Here is a 21,202-nt window from a genome sequence, read left to right as displayed (position 1 = left end):
CGAACCGTAACTGAAACACCCTTTTGCTCACTATTCTTTTGATAATAACATCCGATATAACTGAGCATTTCTCTCCTCTGCCCAGGAATATTCGCTCAAATATTCTCCTGCATATCGTTTTGCCATCTGAACATCTCCACATAAAATCCGATACAGATCACAATCTACCTGATTAGTCCTTAAAAATCTCCGATTTCCCTGTGTAGCAATAATATCTCCGATTCCGATTTCCTCCAGCGCATCTGCCAGACGCTTATAAGTCACTCGGAACAGCGCCTGTGTATTCACGTCACTTGACCGTTCCGGCCATAGACATGCAATCCCTTCTCCGGTTGTAATTCCTTTCTCCCCGCGATCCACCAAAAGCGCAAATAGCTCTATTACCTTTTCTCTGCGAAGATGCAATGGCTGACCTGCTACAAAGACAGAAAATGTGGGAATCGTCTGAATGGTAACGCGATGCAGAGGCTTCTGGCGAATCAAAGACGCCTTATCCAGCTCTTTGCGGATATCTATCCGAGAATATGGTTTCAGAACGTACCCAATTGCTCCCACGCCAAAGGCTTCCAGTGCATATTGGCAGTAAGCAGTCAGAAATACGATATGAATATTCTCATTGATCTCTTTTAGCTGCAGCGCAAGAGCAAGACCATGAATCCCAGGCATTTCCATATCAAGAAATGCTGTATCAACCGGATGCTCCTTTGCCCAAGCCAGAGCAGACACACCATCCCGAAATAATTTAAGACTCTCAATATCCAGAAACGATGCAACCGTCAGTCTGAAATTATCAAGTGCTGGTTTCTCATCATCCACACATATAACATGCATACTTATGCCTCCTTACAGGGTATTGAGATCGTCACTGTTGTCCCTTTTCCCAGCTTACTTTCAATCTCCATTTTTCCCTCCATAAAATACTTCAATCGGAATCGGACATTACTTAATCCAACTGCAGATTTGTCGGACATCGCTTTCGTGTCAAATCCCACACCATCATCCTGAATACTGATAATGATATTTTCTTTCTCAGCCCAGGTGCGAAGCGATACCGTCCCTCCGGCTTCTTTTGGACTCAGGCCGTGCTTAATTGAATTTTCCACAATTGGCTGGAGAACCAGCGACGGAATCAAGAAATCATCTATCGCAATATCTGTCTCAAACTTAACTCTTTCACCAAAACGAATCTGTTCAAGCACCACATAATCCTCCAAATGCTGCATTGCAACACTAAACGGCACTGGTGCATCTTCCTGCAAAATGTCAATATTCGTTCGAAGATAATGTGAGAACCTCACTACCGTCTCATCTGCTTTTTCCGGATCATATTTGCACATCCCACTGATTGCATTAAGGACATTGAAAATAAAGTGCGCACGAATCTGGCTCATGGCCAGTACGATTCGGCTGTTTTTCAGTTCGTCTTCCAGCTTTTCTGCCCGTACAGATGCTTGATAATTTTTCGAAATATAGTGGACTGCCTTTCCAATATAAATCAATAATAAAACTCCAAATGTAAATTTTGACAATATTCCATAAGGCCACCAGTCAAAAAATACATTCACACAATCAATAAAGATCACTGCCAGGAAAACCATATAGGAATACAACATCCTGCTCTTTCCTGCCATCCGACAGCGTATTTCATACATACAACAGATAAACAGCAGCAGGCTGATCAGCATCTGAATAACGATCCACAAAAGCATTACATCATATAGAAGTACTACTTTGCAAAGACACAGAAGTATAATGATCGCAATTATGATTTCCTCTGTTATAACAACAATCTCTGCAGCCAGCTTCACTCTGCTGTTTAATTCCTCTCTGATTAAAATTCCTAATTCCCAAAAAACAAACATAATACTCAGACATAATACATGAGTATTGAATACAATAATATGGCTCCACAAAGAAATATTAGGCGTATCAAATGTGATATAAGCCCCCGCAAACAAAACGAGCAAACCAAAATTCTTTAGTTTCTTTCCAAATTCATTGTGCATAACTGAAAATGTCAGAGCGACCCCCATCAACACCAGCGAAATGAGCTTAACAATAATCCCGCCCCACCGGAACACAAAAGTCTTTTTCTCAAGCATTTCCCGAAGGGCTGTATCCGAGCCGGCATAAAGGGTATGAAGAAACTCCGAATATGCTTCTCGATTACCGAATTTGTGAGGATTGTGCAGCTTAATTTCTACCACATCTCCTGTCGTGATACCGGGAGATTCCATACTCCTCCAAGCCGTCCCACACATAGCCCAAGCCGTCTGCTTATCTACCGCTTTACTCACAAATACCTCTTCTCCATTGACAGATATGACCGCTTCAATATGATCCATATAAAATTGTATTATAGTCCCTCTGGGAATCTCTTCTTTAAATGTACCTCGAATAAAAATATCACCATCCAAAGCAGACAATTGTGCATCTTCATCTAAAGGTGTCCAGTTCCCGTCATTCTGACTGTATTCTCCCTTTAGTGTATGTATTACCGTCACATCACTTGGCGACTGAATACTTGACCGGCAAACAATAAACAATAAAAGAGCTGCAAAGATGAATGGATATAATTCCCCGACTACATGCCAGAATTTCTTTTGCTTCTGCATATTAATGCTCCTTATCTTCTACTCCGTTTCCTCCGGAAGTTTTCCGTATCCTATGATTCTTGCATCTGTCTGATCATATATCACATACTGTACGCAATCATTAGAATTCCCTTCTATTGTCTTTATCTTCACCGAAGCAGCACCTGTATCAGACATCACATCTACAACAATTCCAACATGATCTACTATTTTCTGCTCTGTTGAATCATCCATATCAAAAAAAACCAGATCCCCTGGCTCAGGTGTGTATTCATCCGCCTCACGATAAGCTCCATATTCATTTTCCCGAAGCTTCTGAACCCATTGGTTACAATCTGTCTCCACCGGAAAGCCTTCTACGTTTGCATAGCTTAGGCAAAATGATACAAATGTGGCACTCCAGTCTGCATCATTGCTTTCCGAATACCCCAGCTGGCTCTGTGCAAGCGCCAATACATCCTCAGACCAGTCGCCTGTTAGATTGACTTGCTCTGCCGCATTTTCCCATTCAGTCTTAAACTCTATCTCTACTCCTGAAACACTCTTCCGTACTGTATACCATTCCTTTGCATGGAAAAAGGTAAACACACCCACAGCAGCAAGAACTATAAGCATAATCAAACGTTTCATCATCTTATGCCAACGCGCACGCTTTCTCTGGCACGACAAATATTCAGTAGTATCTGACAACACATCCTTTTGACTGCCCATACACATCTCCTCCCTGCGAATAATTTCATTTTAATCTAGCTTTCTTATAATATCAATTATTTTAAGTATGAAACTTTTTACATCCATCTTTTACTGGCAACGTAGGCTTCGTGAAATAGTTATTCACTCAACTCCCCATCAAATGCCGTAAAATAGCTATTTTTCATGAATTTAACATACCACCTACGAATTCTTTTGCTTTTTTTGCAAAATACTTCTACAATAATATTAACTTGGTTATACTTTAACTGATTGATACATATGTCAGAAAGCAGGTGAATCTATGGCTCAACTCTTAAGACGGCGCGTCATGATGATGGACGGCGTCAAGGAAGACCGTCCCGTATATTTTACAACTTATCATCTTATGCACGGAGATCGTACGGTCGCTTCCATCGACACACGCGGTCGCTGTACAATATTTGCACCTGATTTTCTTCCATATTCTCTATATCTGGAAGACAATATGGAGGATTTTGACACTCTTTTCAATAATCTGACCAACTTCTATTTTTGGTGTGCTTCGCGTGTTCTTACTTTAGACCGTACATACGCCAAAGAGATCTTGAACAGCATCGGAGCCACTCAGGCCTCTACCGATAAAGAGCGGGCACAGATAGCTCTGTCTTATCATTGCCTGAGTCTGATGGATATCTACTGGGTAAAAGAGCGATCTGAAACGATTTCGTTTCATGAGATTAACCTCTTTGAAAACCATCTGGATAATACATTTGCGAGTGTATCTCTGCGCGGAAAGCAGATGACCATCCAAAACCAGCATCTGATTGCCGATGACCTCTCCACAAATGGTTCTTTCCCAAAAGCATGGATCCGAAAAGGCGGGGATCTCTATCTTCTTAAAGATGGTGGTGATTATGCTGTTGAAAATGAAATCCTGGCCAGTCGTATCTGTCAGTGCTTTCGCTGCAATCAAGTCATCTATACACAGGATTCTTTTGAAGGACTGCCCGTATCCTCCAGCAAACTCATGACTTCTCTGGAATATAGTATTGTTTCAAAAGAAGCTTTTGATATATTTGCCATCAACCAAGACATGAATGCCATGGAATATATCCTTGACCTTGACGGATATTCCTATTATATGATGAATATCCTTGATTATCTGGTCGGGAACACCGACCGCCACTGGGGCAATTGGGGACTTCTGATCCGTAACGCTGACAATCAGCCTGTCAGGCTCCATGACCTGATGGATTTTAACAAAGCCTTCTCTGCCTATGATACTGTCGAAGGCGCTAACTGCCTGACCGTATCCCCGGAACATCCGCAGAATCAGATGCAGACTGCACTGGAAGCGGTAAAACATGTGGGGCTGAATCAGACACAAGAAGTAAAGGAAGAATGGTTCCAGGGAAGAACGGAATTGTATGACATGTTCCAGACACGACTTGAGATATTGAAAAACAACTGACCGGCCGCGGGACACCTCCTGCGACCGGCCTGATTCGTATTACAGTCACCAGATGCTGCAAAGCACTGACCCCCTGCAACATCCGGTCATAGATATGATTGATACTCATTATAAAAAATTACATTTTACCTCCTTCCAAATCTGATAAAATATAATCATACCTCCGCAACTATGGATGCTTTACATACGCTTCAATTTCTTCCAAAATTTTCTCTATTTCTTGAATTTGTTGCGAAGGTTTCTTCTCATCTCTGATAAAACTACTGTCCATTCCAAACTGTCTTATCTTATCGATCCACCGCAAGATACTTTCTTCATTATAATTATTGTGCTGCAATGCATAATAAATATATGCAATTTCATTTTCACAGTTTGTATTAAAAACTATCGGATCGTCAGAATTAATCGTTACCAATGTTGAATTATGTTGATTTTTATCTAGCCCCTCAGAATTAAGCTTTAATATATGATGACATAATATTCCTGGAATTTCGCCAATTACACTATTGGATGTCGGATTTGTCTCGACATATATACCTCTTCTTTCTATTTTTCGTATCAGATATTGTTGTATCGCCTGATACAATTGAGCATCCTGCATATTTACGGGAACCAATATCGTTTTTTGAAATCTTTGCCAAAACACAGGGCAAAAATACGTACATACTAATTTTTCCTTCGTCCAAAAAATCCCTGTAGATGTTTCCGTATCATAATATTTGCAAAAATGATTCCCTACTCCAGGTTCTCTGTTTATATTGATATTATTCTTCATCTTTCTGAAAGTTTCATAGTGATATTGTTTAAATTTTTCATTATATGCCTGATAGAGCAGAAAGGGAGTTATCCCTAATATGTCCCCATACACCTCCTGTGCAAGATCCATTATCTTCCCCTCAATTATTTCCATAGATACTGGTAGATGCATTTTTTCATAAACAATATTTCCCCAAAGCCAAATCAAATCTTCCAGATATTCATTGATTGGTAATACCACTACTTCATTCTTCTTCATCCAATGCTCAATATCTACCCCTAACACTACAGCATGTCCAATTCTGTCCCCCGCCTTGTAGCCAAATCTTTCTATAACCTCATCTACATATCTGAATCCAGAAAGCAAATGTCTGAATTCTTCACCCACATGATATGTAAACCCTATATTTTGTATCCTTCTAAACTCACCTTCCGTTCCTTTAATTACGGGCTTAGTTATCTTTTTATTTCGTATCGCCTGATAAACCGGCGCCATCACCCAAGGTTCCGATAAAAACTCTTCTGAAGCCGAATCAATTCCCACAATATATTCATTTAAAAATGGAATTTCACTTCTTAATTCCTCAATTGCCATTGCACTGCGAATCATTTTTTCTCTATATGCTAAAATGTGTTTATTGTAAAATTGATTTCCAGAAACATTTTGAAGCCAACACGCATTACCAAGCCTGTTATCCAGAAAATCCGATTTAATAAAGTGAAATATAATTCCTATAGCCGGGACCCCTGCTATTCCTTGATCTCTTAGTTTGTCAATTTCTTTAATTGCCAACCCATTCTTATCTAGCAATTCTCGCATGCACTTTAAGTACTCTTCGAATATATCTTTGATAGATAATAGTATCTCACATTTCATATCATACTTGAGCCGCTTATCCGGCACCGTAAAATGCTCAATATCTAAAAACAAAGGCGGACAAATTCTAATTTCCATTTTACGCAAATTAATATTTTGAATCTGGCTTTCAAAAACAGCTCTAATTCTCCGATTATAACTTTTTTTGTCATTACTCTGTCGCTTCGTTGCCTTAGAATAATATTTTTGAAAATTTCGAACCCCTTTTATCGTGTCCGATTGAATACAACTTTCAAAATAGCAATTCTTTACCCGCAAATACTGAATAAACATATGCATACTATGTACATCCGTTGGATTATTTCTGAATTTTTCCAACACCTGGATCTGAAAAAATAATTCTGCTACCGAGCTGTACATAATCTCATTTCGATAAACACTTTCAAACAGAAAATCATTATTTTCAGTATACTTACCATAATCTAGTTTCCAACGTTCTACTACATATAAAAAAATCTGTTCTACGCGCTTTTTATCTATTTGCTTTCCTTCTTTAAATTCATGTAACACCTCATATATTTCAATAGATATATTTCCATATTTTTGAGCTATGTATTCACACAAGTCTATCTCATCTTTTATATAAAATGAATACTCTGCCATGATGATACGATATATTATCACATGAAGTATCCATTTCTCCTCTGGTTTCTGATACTCTAACGATCCAAATTTAATTCTATTATACCAAATATATGGATTAAGGACTTCTTCCCATAATATCAAGTAATGTATCCCTGCATTAAAGTGCATATGCGTCTCAGCAATCCCCTTTTTCAAGACTACATCTAGCTCTTTATCCGCCAAAGACACATTTCCAGCCTGATTAAGCAAATATTCTTTATCTGTCAAACCACTTATTACATAAAATGCAGCAACAAACAGATCAGGCACAACCATCCTAGACAATATATTCCATATCTCCACTTTGTTCAAGGCATCATGATAGTCAAAGATATCTCTATTTCCCTCATAATCTTTTTTATTTACCCACGTCCGAATAGCTACTTTTCCATCCCGAAAAGTTAGTAGAGATTCAGAAATACGAAATATATTCCTAATGTACCAAACATTAATACATTCTTTATATTTCTCCTCTCCGTAATTTTCGAATAGCCGAATAATATCCTCTTCCGGGAAAAAAAGATTAATAAGTTGTTTTGTATCATCCAACGAATTGATTCTTAGTTTCTGATGATTCTTCAAAAAATAGTCCAATTTATTTATCCCTTTTTTATACTCTATTTCCTGACGTTCTAGTTCAACCATACTCTGACCAATTGCTTTACTTGCTAAATAATAAGCGCATCTGACATTGTTCAAATAGTCATTATCTTCATTTATAAGTTCTCTTTCTTTATATGGCATTAACAGAATATTCATTATCTGATTTAGACGCAACCTATCCATTATCTCTTTCCCCATTTCCCATAGCTAATATTGATAACTGAAAAGCAAAATAATCTTCAATCGCCTCCTCTGTTATATTCCTTATAATTTTCCGCAAATATAATGTAATCTCTTTTTCTTCGTGTTTTCCTTCTCCTTTATTAAATATAATCGTTCTCATGATGCGTAAATATTTTTCATAAAATGAATTCTCTTTAATACCTTGCTGTTTAATTTCTTCTCTTGCTTCATCCAGCAGTAAATATAAATAAATTCTTTGCAATTGAAATAATGCTTCATGCTTTATTATAATACTTACCCCTAAGTCCAATTCGCAACTTAATTCATCATTTTTGACTTTCTTACTTTCCAATAATATTCCTAAATTATTAGTCAAAATATATTTACAAGCCTGCAAAGTTTCATTCCTTCGATCAATATAATATCCAATATTATTGGAACGTTGCATACTATTTTTTATTTCTTTGTTCAAACATTCCATAGTCTTATTAAGAGTACTTGTCTTAATCTTCTCTTTCATCTTTATTTCATATGTCATTTGCTCAATATTATTCAACAATTCCCACGAAACATTAAGGCCCTTTATACGATCAAAACTTTGCAGAACCTCATCTTTATTCTCCACATAATAGAAATTAAACAAGATATATTTTTGAATTAATTCTTCCCTTAAACGTTCTATAGTATTTCTTACATATTCTTTTGTTTGATTTGAGGCTTTCCATATAATTGTGTTATTCTCAAACTCTCTCAACAAACAATATATACTAAAAACATCTTCTATATTTCCCCATTCTGAAAATACTAATGTTCTAATATAATCATTCTCCTTAATACATTCTAACAGCTGTTCTCTTAGATGCTTAATACTATATTTAGGATCTTCTAACTTTTCCACATTTACAAATATTTCCTCAAATTCTTCCTCTATACTTGCATACCGTATTTTCTTGTTCCTTTTTTCATATCGTTCTAATAAATCTGTTGAATTTTCTATCTGATTCGCCCCACCTAAAGACGATTTCATATCTTCAATTCCTCGACTTATCATATACAGCAAATATGAATCATATATTTGCATTTTTTCTTCCCACCGAAACAGTCTCAGTTCTCTTCCCTTTATTGCATATATTCCAGAATACATTAAGTAAATCATAGTTGTTATTCCTTTAAACCACAATGGATTTTCTGCATTCCATTTATATAAATCTTTTATCCCTATCTCATAATCGACTTCCTTTGTATACAATGGATATAAATAATCCTTTACATCAGAATAACGCGAAAAGCTAAATACATGTAACCATTGTGGATTAGCAAGAATATCCTCATAATTATTCAACAGTTCAGATACGGCATCTTTGTCCCTAGTATTCCGAACTATTGAAATACGGGTTGCAAGAGCATCATCCAATAAATCCACCAAATATGTCACCCCATGCACTCTATCTCTGCCAACACTTATACTCCAACAATCTTTCACCTCATCTCCTATTAACAATATATTTTCAACAAAAAACATCAAAACAAAAATCGCAACTACACTTTCCAATACCTCTTTTTGTTCTTCTTCCTCTTTCGCTTCTTCAATCTTCCGATTATAAAAACGTTCTATGGATCTATAATTAATATATATAGACCATTGATTTTTATTTTGAAGACACAATTCATTTGATAATTGATTAATATCTGTTACAACTCGTCTCAATTTCATATTTACATTAATAGAATTCTTCACAAAATTTAGTATATGTTCATGTACATGTTCTAAATATTGCTTTTTACTGATCTTTTTCCCTTTTACATTTACAAATAACTTTTTCAAATTATCAAACAAATCAGATACCATAAAACATTCATTTACTAACTGCCTTGATGTATTCCCCCAAAAAAGAAAATAAGATTGTAAAAACTCTTCCTTCTTCCCCTGATAATATAAAAAATTCTTATATTCCGAAAAATTTTTTAGCCCTCTTCTTACTTTTATATACTCATTTACTTGTCCTCTAAGAAAATCTTCCAAATTTCTATAGTGTTTATCTTGATTTGATGTTTGTACAGTCTCAATAAACATTCTTCTTTTTCTGCATGTATTAAATTCTTCCAAATAATATCGACTTGATGGCGGCATTATCTTGTCCATATATAATTTTGCTGTTTCTTCCACTTTTTTATCATTTTGATTACTATACTCGCCTATATTATTATGATAATTATCAATTAAAATAGTATTAGACTGAATTGCAAAAATCTTACTTTTTTGACTTCCTTTCATTCGAATGGCAAAATCATTTTCCATCACTTCATAAAACAATTCTTCGTCAGCAGTCAAAATTACGACCAAATTGGGATGCGCTAAATACTTAATAATTGTAGATAATAACTCTGTCACTTTATTTGGTGTCAAATCCACATCATCAAACATCAAGTAAATCAAAGGATTTTTTTGATACTTCTCACTTTCACACTCTACAATAGTATCCACCAAAACATCCCAAAAAATTGCCAGTTCTTTTGCAAACTGAAAACTGTTCAACGTTTGAGTTTCACTATTTCCAATCGCCATAGCTAAAGATTCTGTATTATGATTATTAAATTGTCTTGAGAAATACAATTCCTTTACCTTGTCATAAGCACAACGTAACTTATTATTCTCGACAAATTTGCAATTTCTAAAAAACTTGTCATTTTCTCGCATATTCCAGTTCGATTTTATCTTTCCTTCAAGTTCCTTAACAATATCCTCTAAAATTGCTAAAATCCATCCTAAAATCGTTTCATTATCCGTTATCATTTCCGGCATGATTACCGGTAACACAATATCACTAGGATAATCCATTTCTATTTTCTTTTTAAGCGTAAAGATTACTGATGTTTTTCCACTTCCTCTTTTTCCCATAATAGAATAAATATTATCATACATAAGATTATACTGACTATCCAAACCTTTGATTCGTTCATGCTCATTTAACTTTTCCCTATGATATCGAATCTTATCAAATAGCATCTGATATGTAGGAAAGATATTTGATAATTGTTCATCCTTTAAAATTTTAAACCCCGTTTTATGGTTCGGTACAAAAAGCTCCACTTTTTCGTATGTTTCATTAGTATATCCCATTTCTTTTCCCTCCCTTAATATTATATTCCTTCATCTATCTGCAAAATTAAATCCACAAATGCATCTTCTTTTTTTAAATTCTCTATTGTTCTAATAAAATTATAAACTTCCCTTTTCTTTGCTCTAATCGAAAAATCTGTTTCCCCTACACAAGCCTTTTCCAACACCAAATCTACCGCTTTAAATGATGATCTTAAAGTCTGTGGAACATCAATGATATGTAACTCATTTTCACGCTTTAACTTTTCTACATTAATTTTCAATCCAACATATCTTAACGGTAACATAACCTCTATGTTTTCCAACCTACTTTCCCTATAATATACTTCTGCCCATGATTTCCAATCCATCAGAGTATCAGATGGTAAAACCATATGTAGTCTTTTGAAAGTATCTTTGACATTATATTTTATTCCTTCTATTTCAACTACTTCGAGAGTATAAATCGCCTGACAAACTTGCTTTAAAAAATTTTCATAATACCCAATTGCCAAACTTGTTGATGGCAATAATTGAATTCTGCTAATCTTTTCTTCCTGTTCAATTTGGTTTTTTATTTGTTCACAGCACACTGCCACATCATTCTCGTCTGCATAGTATAGCAATGTAATTCCTGATAAATCCGTAGCTACAGAACATCTCTTATCTATAATAAAGAAACTATGCGCTGGAGAAAGAACCCCAGCATATAAACCATATTCTATATATACATTATCTCTGATTCCAGTCTTACTAACCATCTGGCTCAGTCTCCACACCTCATCATCTGCTCCTCCTATAAATATTGCGTAACTAAAACCAATTGAATTCTTAACTAAATTTTTGTATATACTTTCATTCAATTCAAAAAAATGCTCTTTCCAAGTAGTACACTCAAATTCTGATTGTAGCTTCTGTTTAACCATTTCCGCAATATGCTCTGTTTCCGATGATGACCCGATAAAAATCTGTTGTTTCAAACTTTATTCCTCCCATTATGATTTTTCCAAAAAAAATAGTAAGAAACAAAGAGAAAGTTCTTCTCTTTTATTCCTTACTATTGATTAACCAATTATTATTTTATCACAATTCACAACATATTTCGACAAGTTTCTTTATCAATGAATAAATTTAACATTTAATACAACAACTTAATATAGGATTCCTCTGCTCTTCTTAATCTGATATTTTGCCTGAATCGGCCTGATTTGTGTTACAGTCACCAGATGCCGCAAAGCACTGCGCTCTGCAGCATCCGGTCATAGATATGATTGATATTAATTATAAGAAATTACATTTTACATCTTTTCCAAAAACTCATCCAAGGATTCGGATCTTGCGGCTAATCTGTGCCACTTCTTCAACGTTTCCAAATCTTTTTCACTCGCAATCCTGTTTCGAAGTTCATCCGAAATCTCGCCCAGATCATTCATTAGTTCTAATAACATTTCTAAAACAGCTTCCGTTTTTCCTTCTGCTATTCCTTCTGCTATTCCTTCTGCTTTTCCCTCTGCGCGTTCATCCCTCAACATCTCTTCAAAGATCATAAAACGCTCCTCCATTTCACGATTAGATTTGATTCTGCGTATTGTATTCTGAAGCTTTTCTACAAAATCATCCTCAAAATCTGTTTCGCTTTCGCTCAGGTCAGCTTTCACAAAGTTCAGGAAACTTACAAGTTCTCCTGGCACTTCCCCGTCATTCTCTCCTCTGGTACTCAGGAAGATACTTTTACACCCTTCCTGCAGCTGTGCTCCCGGTTCTTCCTCACATTGTTTTGTAAATGTATACCGGTACTTTTTCTTTCCAAACGGATCGAAGTCACAGATAAAAATCACATACACTTCCGGCAGTTCCGTATAATCGCTGCCACTCAGCAGCAGCTCCATGTCAATCTGCCCGTGGTAATATCGTACCCTTTTCCCTAGTTCTGCCTTCTTTGCGACCTGCATCTCCACGTTATAACGAGTGTTATGTTCGTTCTTGGCGTAGACATCCAATCGAACACCTTTATATTCCGGGTGATAGACAATACTCTTTTCTTTACTCACTTCCACCCGCTCGATGGGAAAACCTAACGCAAGTTCCAGAAATCTTTTACAGTTTTCTTCCTCCATCATCACTGCGCCAAACATGAAATTGTCCTTGAGCGTAAGCTCTTTTAGTTGCTTCTTTCGCTTCATATATATCCTCCACATGGCAGAGGAATCCTATGAATAGATTGTAGCATATTACTTTAAGAAATACTATATCTTTCGCAGACCTCGAACAGCAATACTGGCAAGCTCTTTCCACTCTATATAATTTAAGCATTTAATACAGCAACTTAATATAGGATTCCTCTACACCTTTTAATCTGATATTTTGCCTGATTCGGCCTGATTTGTGTTACAGTCACCAGATGCCGCAAAGCACTGCGCTCTGCAACATCCGGTCATAGATATGATTGATATTAATTATAAGAAATTACATTTTACATCTTTTCCAAAAACTCATCCAAGGATTCGGATCTTGCAGCTAATCTGAGCCACTTCTTTAACGTTTCCAGATCTTTTTCACTTGTGATTCTGTTTCGAAGTTCATCCGGGATCTCGCCCAGATCATTCATTAGTTCTAATAACATTTCTAAAACAGCTTCTGCTTTTCCCTCTGCGCGTTCATCCCTCAACATCTCTTCAAAGATCATAAAACGCTCCTCCATTTCACGATTGGATTTGATTCTGCGTATCGTATTCTGAAGCTTTTCTACAAAATCATCCTCAAAATCTGTTTCACTTTCGCTCAGGTCAGCTTTCACAAAGTTCAGGAAACTTACAAGTTCTCTTGGCACTTCTCTGCCATTCTCTCCTCTAGTACTCAGGAAGATACTTTTACACCCTTCCTGCAGCTGTGCTCCCGGTTCTTCCTCACATTGTTTTGTAAATGTATACCGGTACTTTTTCTTTCCAAACGGATCGAAGTCACAGATAAAAATCACATACACTTCCGGCAGTTCCGTATAATCGCTGCCGCTTAGCAGCAGCTCCATGTCAATCTGCCCGTGGTAATATCGTACCCTTTTCCCTAGTTCTGCTTTCTTTGCGACTTGCATCTCCACGTTATAACGAGTGTTATGTTCGTTCTTGGCGTAGACATCCAATCGAACACCTTTATATTCCGGGTGATAGACAATACTCTTTTCTTTACTCATTCCACCCGCTCGATGGGAAAACCTAACGCAAGTTCCAGAAATCTTTTACAGTTTTCTTCCTCCATCATCACTGCGCCAAACATGAAATTGTCCTTGAGCGTAAGCTCTTTTAATTGCTTCTTTCGCTTCATATATATCCTCCACAATGCAGAGGAATCCTATGAATAGATTGTAGCATATTACTTTAAGAAATACTATATCTTTCGCAGATCTCGACCAGCAATACTGGCAAGCTCTTTCCATCTTCATCGACTGCTAAGATCCCAATAAATAGTATATTTATCTTCTATTCTACTACAATAATTTGATTTATTTTTATAGGATTCCTCTGCTCTTCTTAATCTGATATTTTGCCTGATTCGGCCTGATTTGTGTTACAGTCACCAGATGCTGCAAAGCACTGACCCCCTGCAACATCCGGTCATAGATATGATAGATATTAATTATAAGAAATTACATTTTACATCTTTTCCAAAAACTCATCCAAGGATTCGGATCTTGCGGCTAATCTGTGCCACTTCTTCAACGTTTCCAGATCTTTTTCACTCGTAATCCTGTTCCGAAGTTCATCCGGGATCTCGCCCAGATTGCTCATTAGTTCTAATAACATTTCTAAAACAGCTTCTGCTTTTCCTTCTGCTATTCCTTCTGCTTTTCCTTCTGCGCGTTCATCCCTCAACATCTCTTCAAAGATCATAAAACGCTCCTCCATTTCACGATTGGATTTGATTCTGCGTATCGTATTCTGAAGCTTTTCTACAAAATCATCCTCAAAATCTGTTTCGCTTTCGCTCAAGTCAGCTTTCACAAAATTCAGGAAACTTACATGAAATTGTCCTTGAGCGTAAGCTCTTTTAGTTGCTTCTTTCGCTTCATATATATCCTCCACAATGCAGAGGAATCCTATGAATAGATTGTAGCATATTGCTTTAAGAAATACTATATCTTCCAACACCAACTTTCTTCTTACTTTTACATATTGCATTCTTATAAACCAACATGTTATCATAATTATAACAATTCTTACGGTTTCTTAATTCTATGTGTTGAAATTATATCATTGCGTTTATTTTGCAAAGGATGTGACGTATGACACAAATCAAAGAAATTCAACATCTATTACAATCCCAAGATCTATGGGAAACTCATTTTAGCATTAGGCCCAATCCTAATCAACGCGGGCAGTCAACTAGTTATTTCATCTATGACGAAACCGGCACTCCCATATATATTGCCAAATTTTTTGATTTTTTCAAGAACATCTCTATTCCTCCCAGTATCGATGTTCATTCTTGTCAACAACCAGAAGATGTCATAGATCAACTCGCTGATGCAGATGACTTTATGGACGATATCGGCAGTGTCTCAGATATGTTTTATTATCAGAAACGTTCTTTTACACGATATGTACAAGTTTGTTTGGAAGAGGATATTGGATTCCCCAGAATATTCGCGGTAAAGGAGAATCTTTTAATTCACTCACACTTTTATGGTCTATTAATAGAAGAAGCGATAAATGGAATTACTCTTGAAGACTATTTGAAATCATCCATTTCCAATGATGATAGAACCACTTTTGCGATAGATTTCTTATTCAAAATGTCCAACATCATAGAGAAGTTTGTAAAAAATGGGATTGTACACCGCGACCTTTCTCCCGACAACATTATGATAAGCAATCATCAATTTGTTGTGATCGATCCAGGAGTGGTGAAAATTATCAGCAGAAACACCACAGAACTTGGATATGTCATGGGAAAGCGTGCATACGCCTCTCCTGAACAGTATTGGGGACATGCTGTATATGCAGACTTTACCAGTGATCTGTACTCACTTGGATTAATCGCTTTTGAGATCGTGTCTGGAATAAATCCACTGGCATATTATATTGCCAAGAATCCAGCTCACCCGCACGAAGATATCATACACAAATTCGACCGAGAATTAGAGGACATCTTTTTCAAGCACATTGATGAATCAGAGACCAACCAACAATTATTTATTATCATTCGGAAATTATTACAGCCAGATAAAGCTTATCGTTTTAGTGATGTCTCCAGTTTTCAAGAGGCAATGAACGTATTAAAGGAGGGAATATAACCATGACAAAATTATTGGCTCAACACGGCACCGCAAAAGGGAAGAAGATGGATAACGCCATCACCAATCAATACTTATCCGGTGTAATATTCTCTCCAAGAGAAGAAAATCTTGAATCCATTAAAAAATATTATAACAACAGCTCTTTCCTATCACCTGAAACTACATTTCTTGATCCTCAACTATATTATTCCACTTTTGAGGGTAAGATATTTAAGCATCTAGAAGAAGGCATCTGCTACCCAAAGAATATCACACGGCGTGACTGGAGAAAGCAGACCCCTGAGCTAATGAATTACCTGGATATGCATGCTGAGAACTCTGCACTTCTTTCAGATTCTCTGATCACTCCGGGATTCTTTATTCAAAATCTGGATTGGCACTTTGACTATTCTATAGACATATATGAATATTGCTATGAAACTTACGCCTTTGAAAAATATTATTTAAACTTACTAATTTCCAATAATTTTTTTCATAGCAAATCAGATGTTGATGAGATGATTGAAGATCTTATCGATAATATTGACCACAAAGAGGGAATATATTTTTCCATTTGTCATGAAAAGACAGAAGAAAAAGACTATGAATATATAGATGCCCAGAACCTGGCAAATATTCTATATTTTATCTATTCGCTTAAAAATGCTGGTTTTGATATTATGGTTGGATATACCTTTTTAAATTCCATATTATTCGCCATGCTTGACTGTGAGTATGTGGCAAGCGGCTGGTTCAATAATATCCGAAAATTCAGCAGAGACCGTTTTGAGGAAATCGAAAGCACAGGACGAAGGAAGAAACGATACACCAGTCTTCCACTTCTCACTTATATTACTTTCGATAAACTTAATATAATTAGCGAAACGATTGATATCGAAGAATTACTTTCAGATTGTGACATTGACGAATACATGGTTGAAGACCAAGATACTATATCTTTCGTAGATCTCGAACAGCAATACTGGCAAGCTCTTTCCATCTTCATCGACAAGGTAAATCTCTGCCATAGCTTACCACAAAAAATATCATTTGTATTATCCGAGATCGCTTATGCCAAAGAATTGTACAATGAGATTCTCGATTCACTATCTGATGACCGAGAGACTTATAATCGGATCAAAGCAGGATCCAAACATCTAGACTCCTGGATCATGGCCATTGAGACCTTCAAAAAACGAATCTCCTTAATCTAAGAAGAAGCCGCTACGATGCGGCTTCTTCTTTATAAGCTTCACTTGAAATCACAAGATTCATCAGACGAATATATGGCTTCATAGACTCATTCTTTCGTGGTCTGATATACACCTTTACCCTGTCCTGTGAGACTCCAATCAATCCCAGATTAAAGGAAACTAACGTCTCACCATGCTTCTTTGCAATGTTCTCAGCAACATCCATCGGAAAAACCATATAACTATAATCTACATACTCTTTATTCATTCTCGCCTGGTACAGCGCTTTGCTATAGTCTGTCAGTTTTGCTTCGTATCCTGTAATAATAACCTTCGGAAATACAAAATTAACATTCCTACGATAATTATTACCCTCCCGAATGACCAGCTTCTCCCTTATCATCTCCGACATTGCTTTATGAAAAGTAGATTCACTCACACCCAGACCGACAAATAACTTCTCCTTTGACAGCAATCTCTTATTCTTAAGACGCATAAATATCTTAGCACAAGACGGTTTACTAAGAACTTGACACTGTTCCTTCGAAAATGGCAATGCGGTGTTATTTATCTCAACTAAATCAATATTACCCCAGCGGATCTTCATCTCATCAATCAGTAAGGTGCTCCTTCTAGATGAGTGTATTTTCCGAAATGTATCCACAAGGTCCTTTTCATAGCGGAATATCTTATTCATGGGAACACGTCCTTTCATAAAACCTCGTTATCTATATCTTTTATATCTTCTCTAGCAACCATACCTGTCACTTCCTGTAAAGTATATTCCTGAATATATAGCGCCAACCTAGAGGCCGCTTTACATTATCTCTCCAAATCATTCAATAAATAAACCGGCGACAAATCACCTCTATATCCATAATCAACATTTCCCACTTCATCTTTAAAAAGCTTATCATCAATACTACCCAAATCAGAAATGTCCTCAAAAATCTTCATATAAATCTCATTATAATATGGAAATTCTTTAATAACCATTGAATTAGTCAATAACCGTTTATCATATATTGTCGCCTCAAACGGTCTTAGAGTATTACCACTAAAACTACCTCTAACCAGATCTAATATTACTTTAGTTTGAGAAATGTGTCCCAATATTTCTCCATACGTTAACCAACTATTATATATAATTCTTTCTCTACTATATTTCTTTTTCTCCTCATCATTGGCTCCCATAATAAAGAAGGAGCATTTAACTCCACGGCTTTCCAAGGCATCATATATTTCCACAGCTTTCTGTAATCTTCCTCCATTCCACATCACACAAAATACATCGCTTTGTTCTCCAGCTACTTTTACTTTATTTACCTTTGAATAATATTGAAACGTATGTTTCCAGCCATATTGTTGTGCATTATTATGATCAAATGTGTAAACGCTATCGGAATAAGACGCTGCCTCAAGCATTTTAGTATAAAAAGAATCTTCTGAACTTGAATCAATCGAATCCAATAACAATAAAACAGTTTTACATCCTTTTCGTTTTAGTTCATTTATATAATCAGGTTCCCAAAAAGGAGATCGAGTAGTAATAGCATTTATTAGTACAATATCTCCTCTCGTCACCCCCCACTTTCTAAAGACGTAATGCATCCAACTACGAAAGAATGGATACCTAAGCTTCCGACAATTTGTAATGCGGTAGAATATCCGTTCAACCTTATGTTTTTCATAAAACTCCGAATAAGGAAACTGAATGACTTTCCCTGCATCAGCTAATATAACACCATACAATTCAACATTTTCCGTAATAATTAATGTCCCCATTTTTTAACTCTCTACTAGACTTCACTTCAAAAATCTCACCATTTCCTTTGCTACTCGTTTAATGATCGAATCGTGATAGAGATCATATATTTTATCTACACTGCCGTTAAGAATATATTTCCTAAGCTTCTTCTCATTAATGGTTTGCGGAATATATTTTTTTGCCCAAAATTGAACAATCTCATTTTGTATGGCATTCGAAATAATAGTTTTGGCCTCAATACCAAATACATTAGTAACCCTATTAAACAACACATTTATCATATCAAAATTAGATTTTATGTAATGATCTGTTGTGAAATCAAATTCTTTTCCGAACGTATTCCGATAATAAACCTCATCAGAAATATACTGAAAAATCTGTTTCTTGTAGAATTTAGATGATAAATGTTCAACATTTGACTCACAATATGCATTATAGATAACTTCTGGGAGTATTAAAAACTTCTTCGCTTTATTAAGACATTCAACTACAAAAATTCCATCTTCCCAGGTTTTTCGATTCTCGTCAAATTTAATATTGTTCTTAAATAAAAATTTACTACTATAACATTTATTCCAAACAAAATTCTTTATAAAGTGTGTGTCTTGCTCATATATGTTAAAATGCGTTGGGAGATACTTTTTCCGTATTGCAGACCTGTCTATAACCATTTCAGAACCATCGCCTTCAGGGATCCATGCTTTAGTGGGAGATTCATTATATCCATAAACGATAAAATCCGCATCACCACAAGTATTAAAACCTGTTCTTAAAACCTCTAAACTTCTCTCAGTTAATGAATTATCAGAATCCAAAAATATAATATAATCTCCAGAGGCTAATTTAATCCCTTTGTTTCTTGCCGTTGATACTCCACCATTTTCTTTCTCAATATAATATATTCTTTCATCCACATCCGCATATTTTTTACAGATTACACCTGTTGCATCTGTTGATCCGTCATCAATCAATAATAGTTCCCATTTGGAATAACTCTGTTTTACAACACTATCAATTACATCTGATATATTGTCTTCACGATTATATATTGGAACAACAATTGAAAATCGGGGTTCTTTTATATCTCTTCTGCTCATTTACCATCCTCTTTTTCCACTTACTTTTCGATATAACTGATACAGAAAATTCTTAATCTCCTGCACTGCATTTTCCTGCCTATTATATTTTATAGTATATTCTTTTACAGCATCATAATCATCAAAAATATTTTCCGAAATCGGAATAAAGCCATCTCGGGTAATCAAATAATTTAATGAATCTGGCGAGATTAGTATCGGAATTTCCCTACGGAAATGAATATAAGCGAATTCTTCTCTAATAACCTTCTTTCCCCTCAAATATATCCTATAAGTTAAGCCATTAAGAACAGCAAAAATCTGATAAGGATAATTACTTGGTGCATATTTTAATCCCCATGTATCTAGCAAAAAGTGTAAAGTTTTTTTGTCTACACATCTCATTCTCCAATAAAAAATATCGATATCCGCAGCCCATTTCCCACTATAAATTTTCAATCCATTTGACAAAAATTTTATATTTGCATCGCGTTCATCAAATCCGATATTATAATCTGAACAAACAACCTTCTTCCAATCCACTGTATTTTTTACATCCATAAAGAATGCCTGGTTACATACATCTACATTTCTAACAAAGCAAAGATGTCCCATCCAATTAATTTTATCGTATATTGAATAATTTATTTTTTCTAGAAATTGAGCAATTTGTCCATATATTACATCTACATCACCAAATCCCCAATATTCATAATCTGTAAGGTAATCCGAAAATATTGTCCCGTAAAAAGGCTTCAAATCACATAATTTATATGCTTTCGTTATCGGAATCTTTATTTTCAACTTTTCTTCAGCTAATGCTCTAGTTTTGTCCAATGTTGTCTGATGCCAAATGATATTTTTTTTCAAATCAATTTCATGTGGGATGGGGCAATCAGTAAAAAACAACCAATCAACATCCGGATTTCGAATACAACTGGATAAAAATAAAGATATGCTTTTTTTGAATTGACCGAAATATACTATGACTACTGCAAATTTATTACTCATTT

At 35.7% G+C, this 21,202-nt stretch carries 15 protein-coding genes and 1 pseudogene; 3 read left to right on the top strand and 13 right to left on the bottom strand.

From position 1 onward, the window contains the following. Positions 1 to 30: 30 nt before the first annotated feature. From ACQRBH_RS10970 to ACQRBH_RS10960, 3 genes are read right to left on the bottom strand one after another with little or no spacing between them, the layout of a single operon-like run. The gene (locus ACQRBH_RS10970; RefSeq protein ID WP_427761701.1) at positions 31 to 831 is read right to left on the bottom strand and encodes a response regulator; all 801 of its coding nucleotides are present in this window, start codon (positions 829 to 831) and stop codon (positions 31 to 33) included. 2 nt (positions 832 to 833) lie between these two features. Beyond that, a complete protein-coding gene (locus ACQRBH_RS10965; RefSeq protein ID WP_427761699.1) occupies positions 834 to 2,615 on the bottom strand; it encodes a sensor histidine kinase in 1,782 nt (593 codons plus the stop codon). Positions 2,616 to 2,633: 18 nt separating this feature from the next. Next, positions 2,634 to 3,305, bottom strand: a complete 672-nt coding sequence (locus ACQRBH_RS10960) for a CHAP domain-containing protein (protein ID WP_427761698.1) — start codon at positions 3,303 to 3,305, stop codon at positions 2,634 to 2,636. A gap of 316 nt (positions 3,306 to 3,621) precedes the next feature. On the opposite strand from ACQRBH_RS10960, the gene ACQRBH_RS10955 reads away from it, so the two are divergent. Continuing rightward, positions 3,622 to 4,737: a hypothetical protein gene (locus tag ACQRBH_RS10955; protein ID WP_427761754.1), complete on the top strand. Its 1,116-nt coding sequence runs from the start codon at positions 3,622 to 3,624 to the stop codon at positions 4,735 to 4,737. A 169-nt stretch (positions 4,738 to 4,906) separates the two neighbouring features. On the opposite strand, the gene ACQRBH_RS10950 is transcribed toward ACQRBH_RS10955, so the two are convergent. From ACQRBH_RS10950 to ACQRBH_RS10925, 6 genes and pseudogenes are all read right to left on the bottom strand, one after another. Next, on the bottom strand, positions 4,907 to 7,780 hold the full coding sequence (locus ACQRBH_RS10950; protein WP_427761697.1) for a hypothetical protein: 2,874 nt from the start codon (positions 7,778 to 7,780) through the stop codon (positions 4,907 to 4,909). Continuing rightward, a complete protein-coding gene (locus ACQRBH_RS10945) occupies positions 7,773 to 10,901 on the bottom strand; it encodes a hypothetical protein (RefSeq protein ID WP_427761695.1) in 3,129 nt (1,042 codons plus the stop codon). The genes ACQRBH_RS10950 and ACQRBH_RS10945 overlap by 8 nt, the downstream gene beginning before the upstream one ends. A gap of 20 nt (positions 10,902 to 10,921) precedes the next feature. Further along, on the bottom strand, positions 10,922 to 11,860 hold the full coding sequence (locus ACQRBH_RS10940; RefSeq protein ID WP_427761694.1) for an STING domain-containing protein: 939 nt from the start codon (positions 11,858 to 11,860) through the stop codon (positions 10,922 to 10,924). Between the two features lie 318 nt (positions 11,861 to 12,178). Then, on the bottom strand, positions 12,179 to 13,063 hold the full coding sequence (locus tag ACQRBH_RS10935) for an Rpn family recombination-promoting nuclease/putative transposase (protein WP_427761692.1): 885 nt from the start codon (positions 13,061 to 13,063) through the stop codon (positions 12,179 to 12,181). A gap of 290 nt (positions 13,064 to 13,353) precedes the next feature. After that, positions 13,354 to 14,201, bottom strand: a pseudogene (locus ACQRBH_RS10930) (Rpn family recombination-promoting nuclease/putative transposase). 329 nt (positions 14,202 to 14,530) lie between these two features. Beyond that, positions 14,531 to 14,959, bottom strand: a complete 429-nt coding sequence (locus ACQRBH_RS10925) for a hypothetical protein (protein WP_427761691.1) — start codon at positions 14,957 to 14,959, stop codon at positions 14,531 to 14,533. Positions 14,960 to 15,159: 200 nt separating this feature from the next. Between ACQRBH_RS10925 and ACQRBH_RS10920 the strand changes: the two genes are divergently transcribed. Further along, positions 15,160 to 16,170 carry a serine/threonine protein kinase gene (locus ACQRBH_RS10920; RefSeq protein ID WP_427761689.1) on the top strand — a complete coding sequence of 337 codons (1,011 nt, stop codon included), beginning with the start codon at positions 15,160 to 15,162 and terminating at the stop codon, positions 16,168 to 16,170. A gap of 2 nt (positions 16,171 to 16,172) precedes the next feature. Then, positions 16,173 to 17,366 (top strand): hypothetical protein, encoded by a 1,194-nt coding sequence (locus tag ACQRBH_RS10915; protein WP_427761688.1) that lies wholly within the window; start codon positions 16,173 to 16,175, stop codon positions 17,364 to 17,366. Positions 17,367 to 17,376: 10 nt separating this feature from the next. Here the strand turns inward: ACQRBH_RS10915 and ACQRBH_RS10910 are convergent, their stop codons facing one another. From ACQRBH_RS10910 to ACQRBH_RS10895, 4 genes are all read right to left on the bottom strand, one after another. Beyond that, entirely contained in the window at positions 17,377 to 18,042 is a 666-nt protein-coding gene (locus ACQRBH_RS10910) for a hypothetical protein (protein ID WP_427761686.1), read from the bottom strand. 125 nt (positions 18,043 to 18,167) lie between these two features. Then, the gene (locus ACQRBH_RS10905) at positions 18,168 to 19,130 is read right to left on the bottom strand and encodes a hypothetical protein (protein ID WP_427761685.1); all 963 of its coding nucleotides are present in this window, start codon (positions 19,128 to 19,130) and stop codon (positions 18,168 to 18,170) included. 21 nt (positions 19,131 to 19,151) lie between these two features. Continuing rightward, positions 19,152 to 20,210 (bottom strand): glycosyltransferase family 2 protein, encoded by a 1,059-nt coding sequence (locus ACQRBH_RS10900; protein ID WP_427761684.1) that lies wholly within the window; start codon positions 20,208 to 20,210, stop codon positions 19,152 to 19,154. Then, the gene (locus tag ACQRBH_RS10895; protein WP_427761682.1) at positions 20,211 to 21,200 is read right to left on the bottom strand and encodes a DUF6625 family protein; all 990 of its coding nucleotides are present in this window, start codon (positions 21,198 to 21,200) and stop codon (positions 20,211 to 20,213) included. Positions 21,201 to 21,202 lie beyond the last annotated feature (2 nt).

Source organism: Bariatricus sp. SGI.161 (assembly GCF_050313695.1).
Lineage (GTDB): Bacteria > Bacillota > Clostridia > Lachnospirales > Lachnospiraceae > JAFBIX01.
The sequence above is the reverse complement of the archived record's forward strand: the minus strand, read 5'-3'. Positions and strand labels throughout refer to the sequence as shown.

Excerpts from the sequence above, each read along its gene's own strand:
- ACQRBH_RS10970 (WP_427761701.1), bottom strand. The coding sequence starts at position 831 with ATGCATGTTATATGTGTGGATGATGAGAAACCAGCACTTGATAATTTC.
- ACQRBH_RS10965 (WP_427761699.1), bottom strand. The coding sequence starts at position 2,615 with ATGCAGAAGCAAAAGAAATTCTGGCATGTAGTCGGGGAATTATATCCA.
- ACQRBH_RS10960 (WP_427761698.1), bottom strand. The coding sequence starts at position 3,305 with ATGGGCAGTCAAAAGGATGTGTTGTCAGATACTACTGAATATTTGTCG.
- ACQRBH_RS10955 (WP_427761754.1), top strand. The coding sequence starts at position 3,622 with ATGGACGGCGTCAAGGAAGACCGTCCCGTATATTTTACAACTTATCAT.
- ACQRBH_RS10950 (WP_427761697.1), bottom strand. The coding sequence starts at position 7,780 with ATGGATAGGTTGCGTCTAAATCAGATAATGAATATTCTGTTAATGCCA.
- ACQRBH_RS10945 (WP_427761695.1), bottom strand. The coding sequence starts at position 10,901 with ATGGGATATACTAATGAAACATACGAAAAAGTGGAGCTTTTTGTACCG.
- ACQRBH_RS10935 (WP_427761692.1), bottom strand. The coding sequence starts at position 13,063 with ATGAAGCGAAAGAAGCAACTAAAAGAGCTTACGCTCAAGGACAATTTC.
- ACQRBH_RS10920 (WP_427761689.1), top strand. The coding sequence starts at position 15,160 with ATGACACAAATCAAAGAAATTCAACATCTATTACAATCCCAAGATCTA.
- ACQRBH_RS10915 (WP_427761688.1), top strand. The coding sequence starts at position 16,173 with ATGACAAAATTATTGGCTCAACACGGCACCGCAAAAGGGAAGAAGATG.
- ACQRBH_RS10910 (WP_427761686.1), bottom strand. The coding sequence starts at position 18,042 with ATGAATAAGATATTCCGCTATGAAAAGGACCTTGTGGATACATTTCGG.
- ACQRBH_RS10905 (WP_427761685.1), bottom strand. The coding sequence starts at position 19,130 with ATGGGGACATTAATTATTACGGAAAATGTTGAATTGTATGGTGTTATA.
- ACQRBH_RS10900 (WP_427761684.1), bottom strand. The coding sequence starts at position 20,210 with ATGAGCAGAAGAGATATAAAAGAACCCCGATTTTCAATTGTTGTTCCA.
- ACQRBH_RS10895 (WP_427761682.1), bottom strand. The coding sequence starts at position 21,200 with ATGAGTAATAAATTTGCAGTAGTCATAGTATATTTCGGTCAATTCAAA.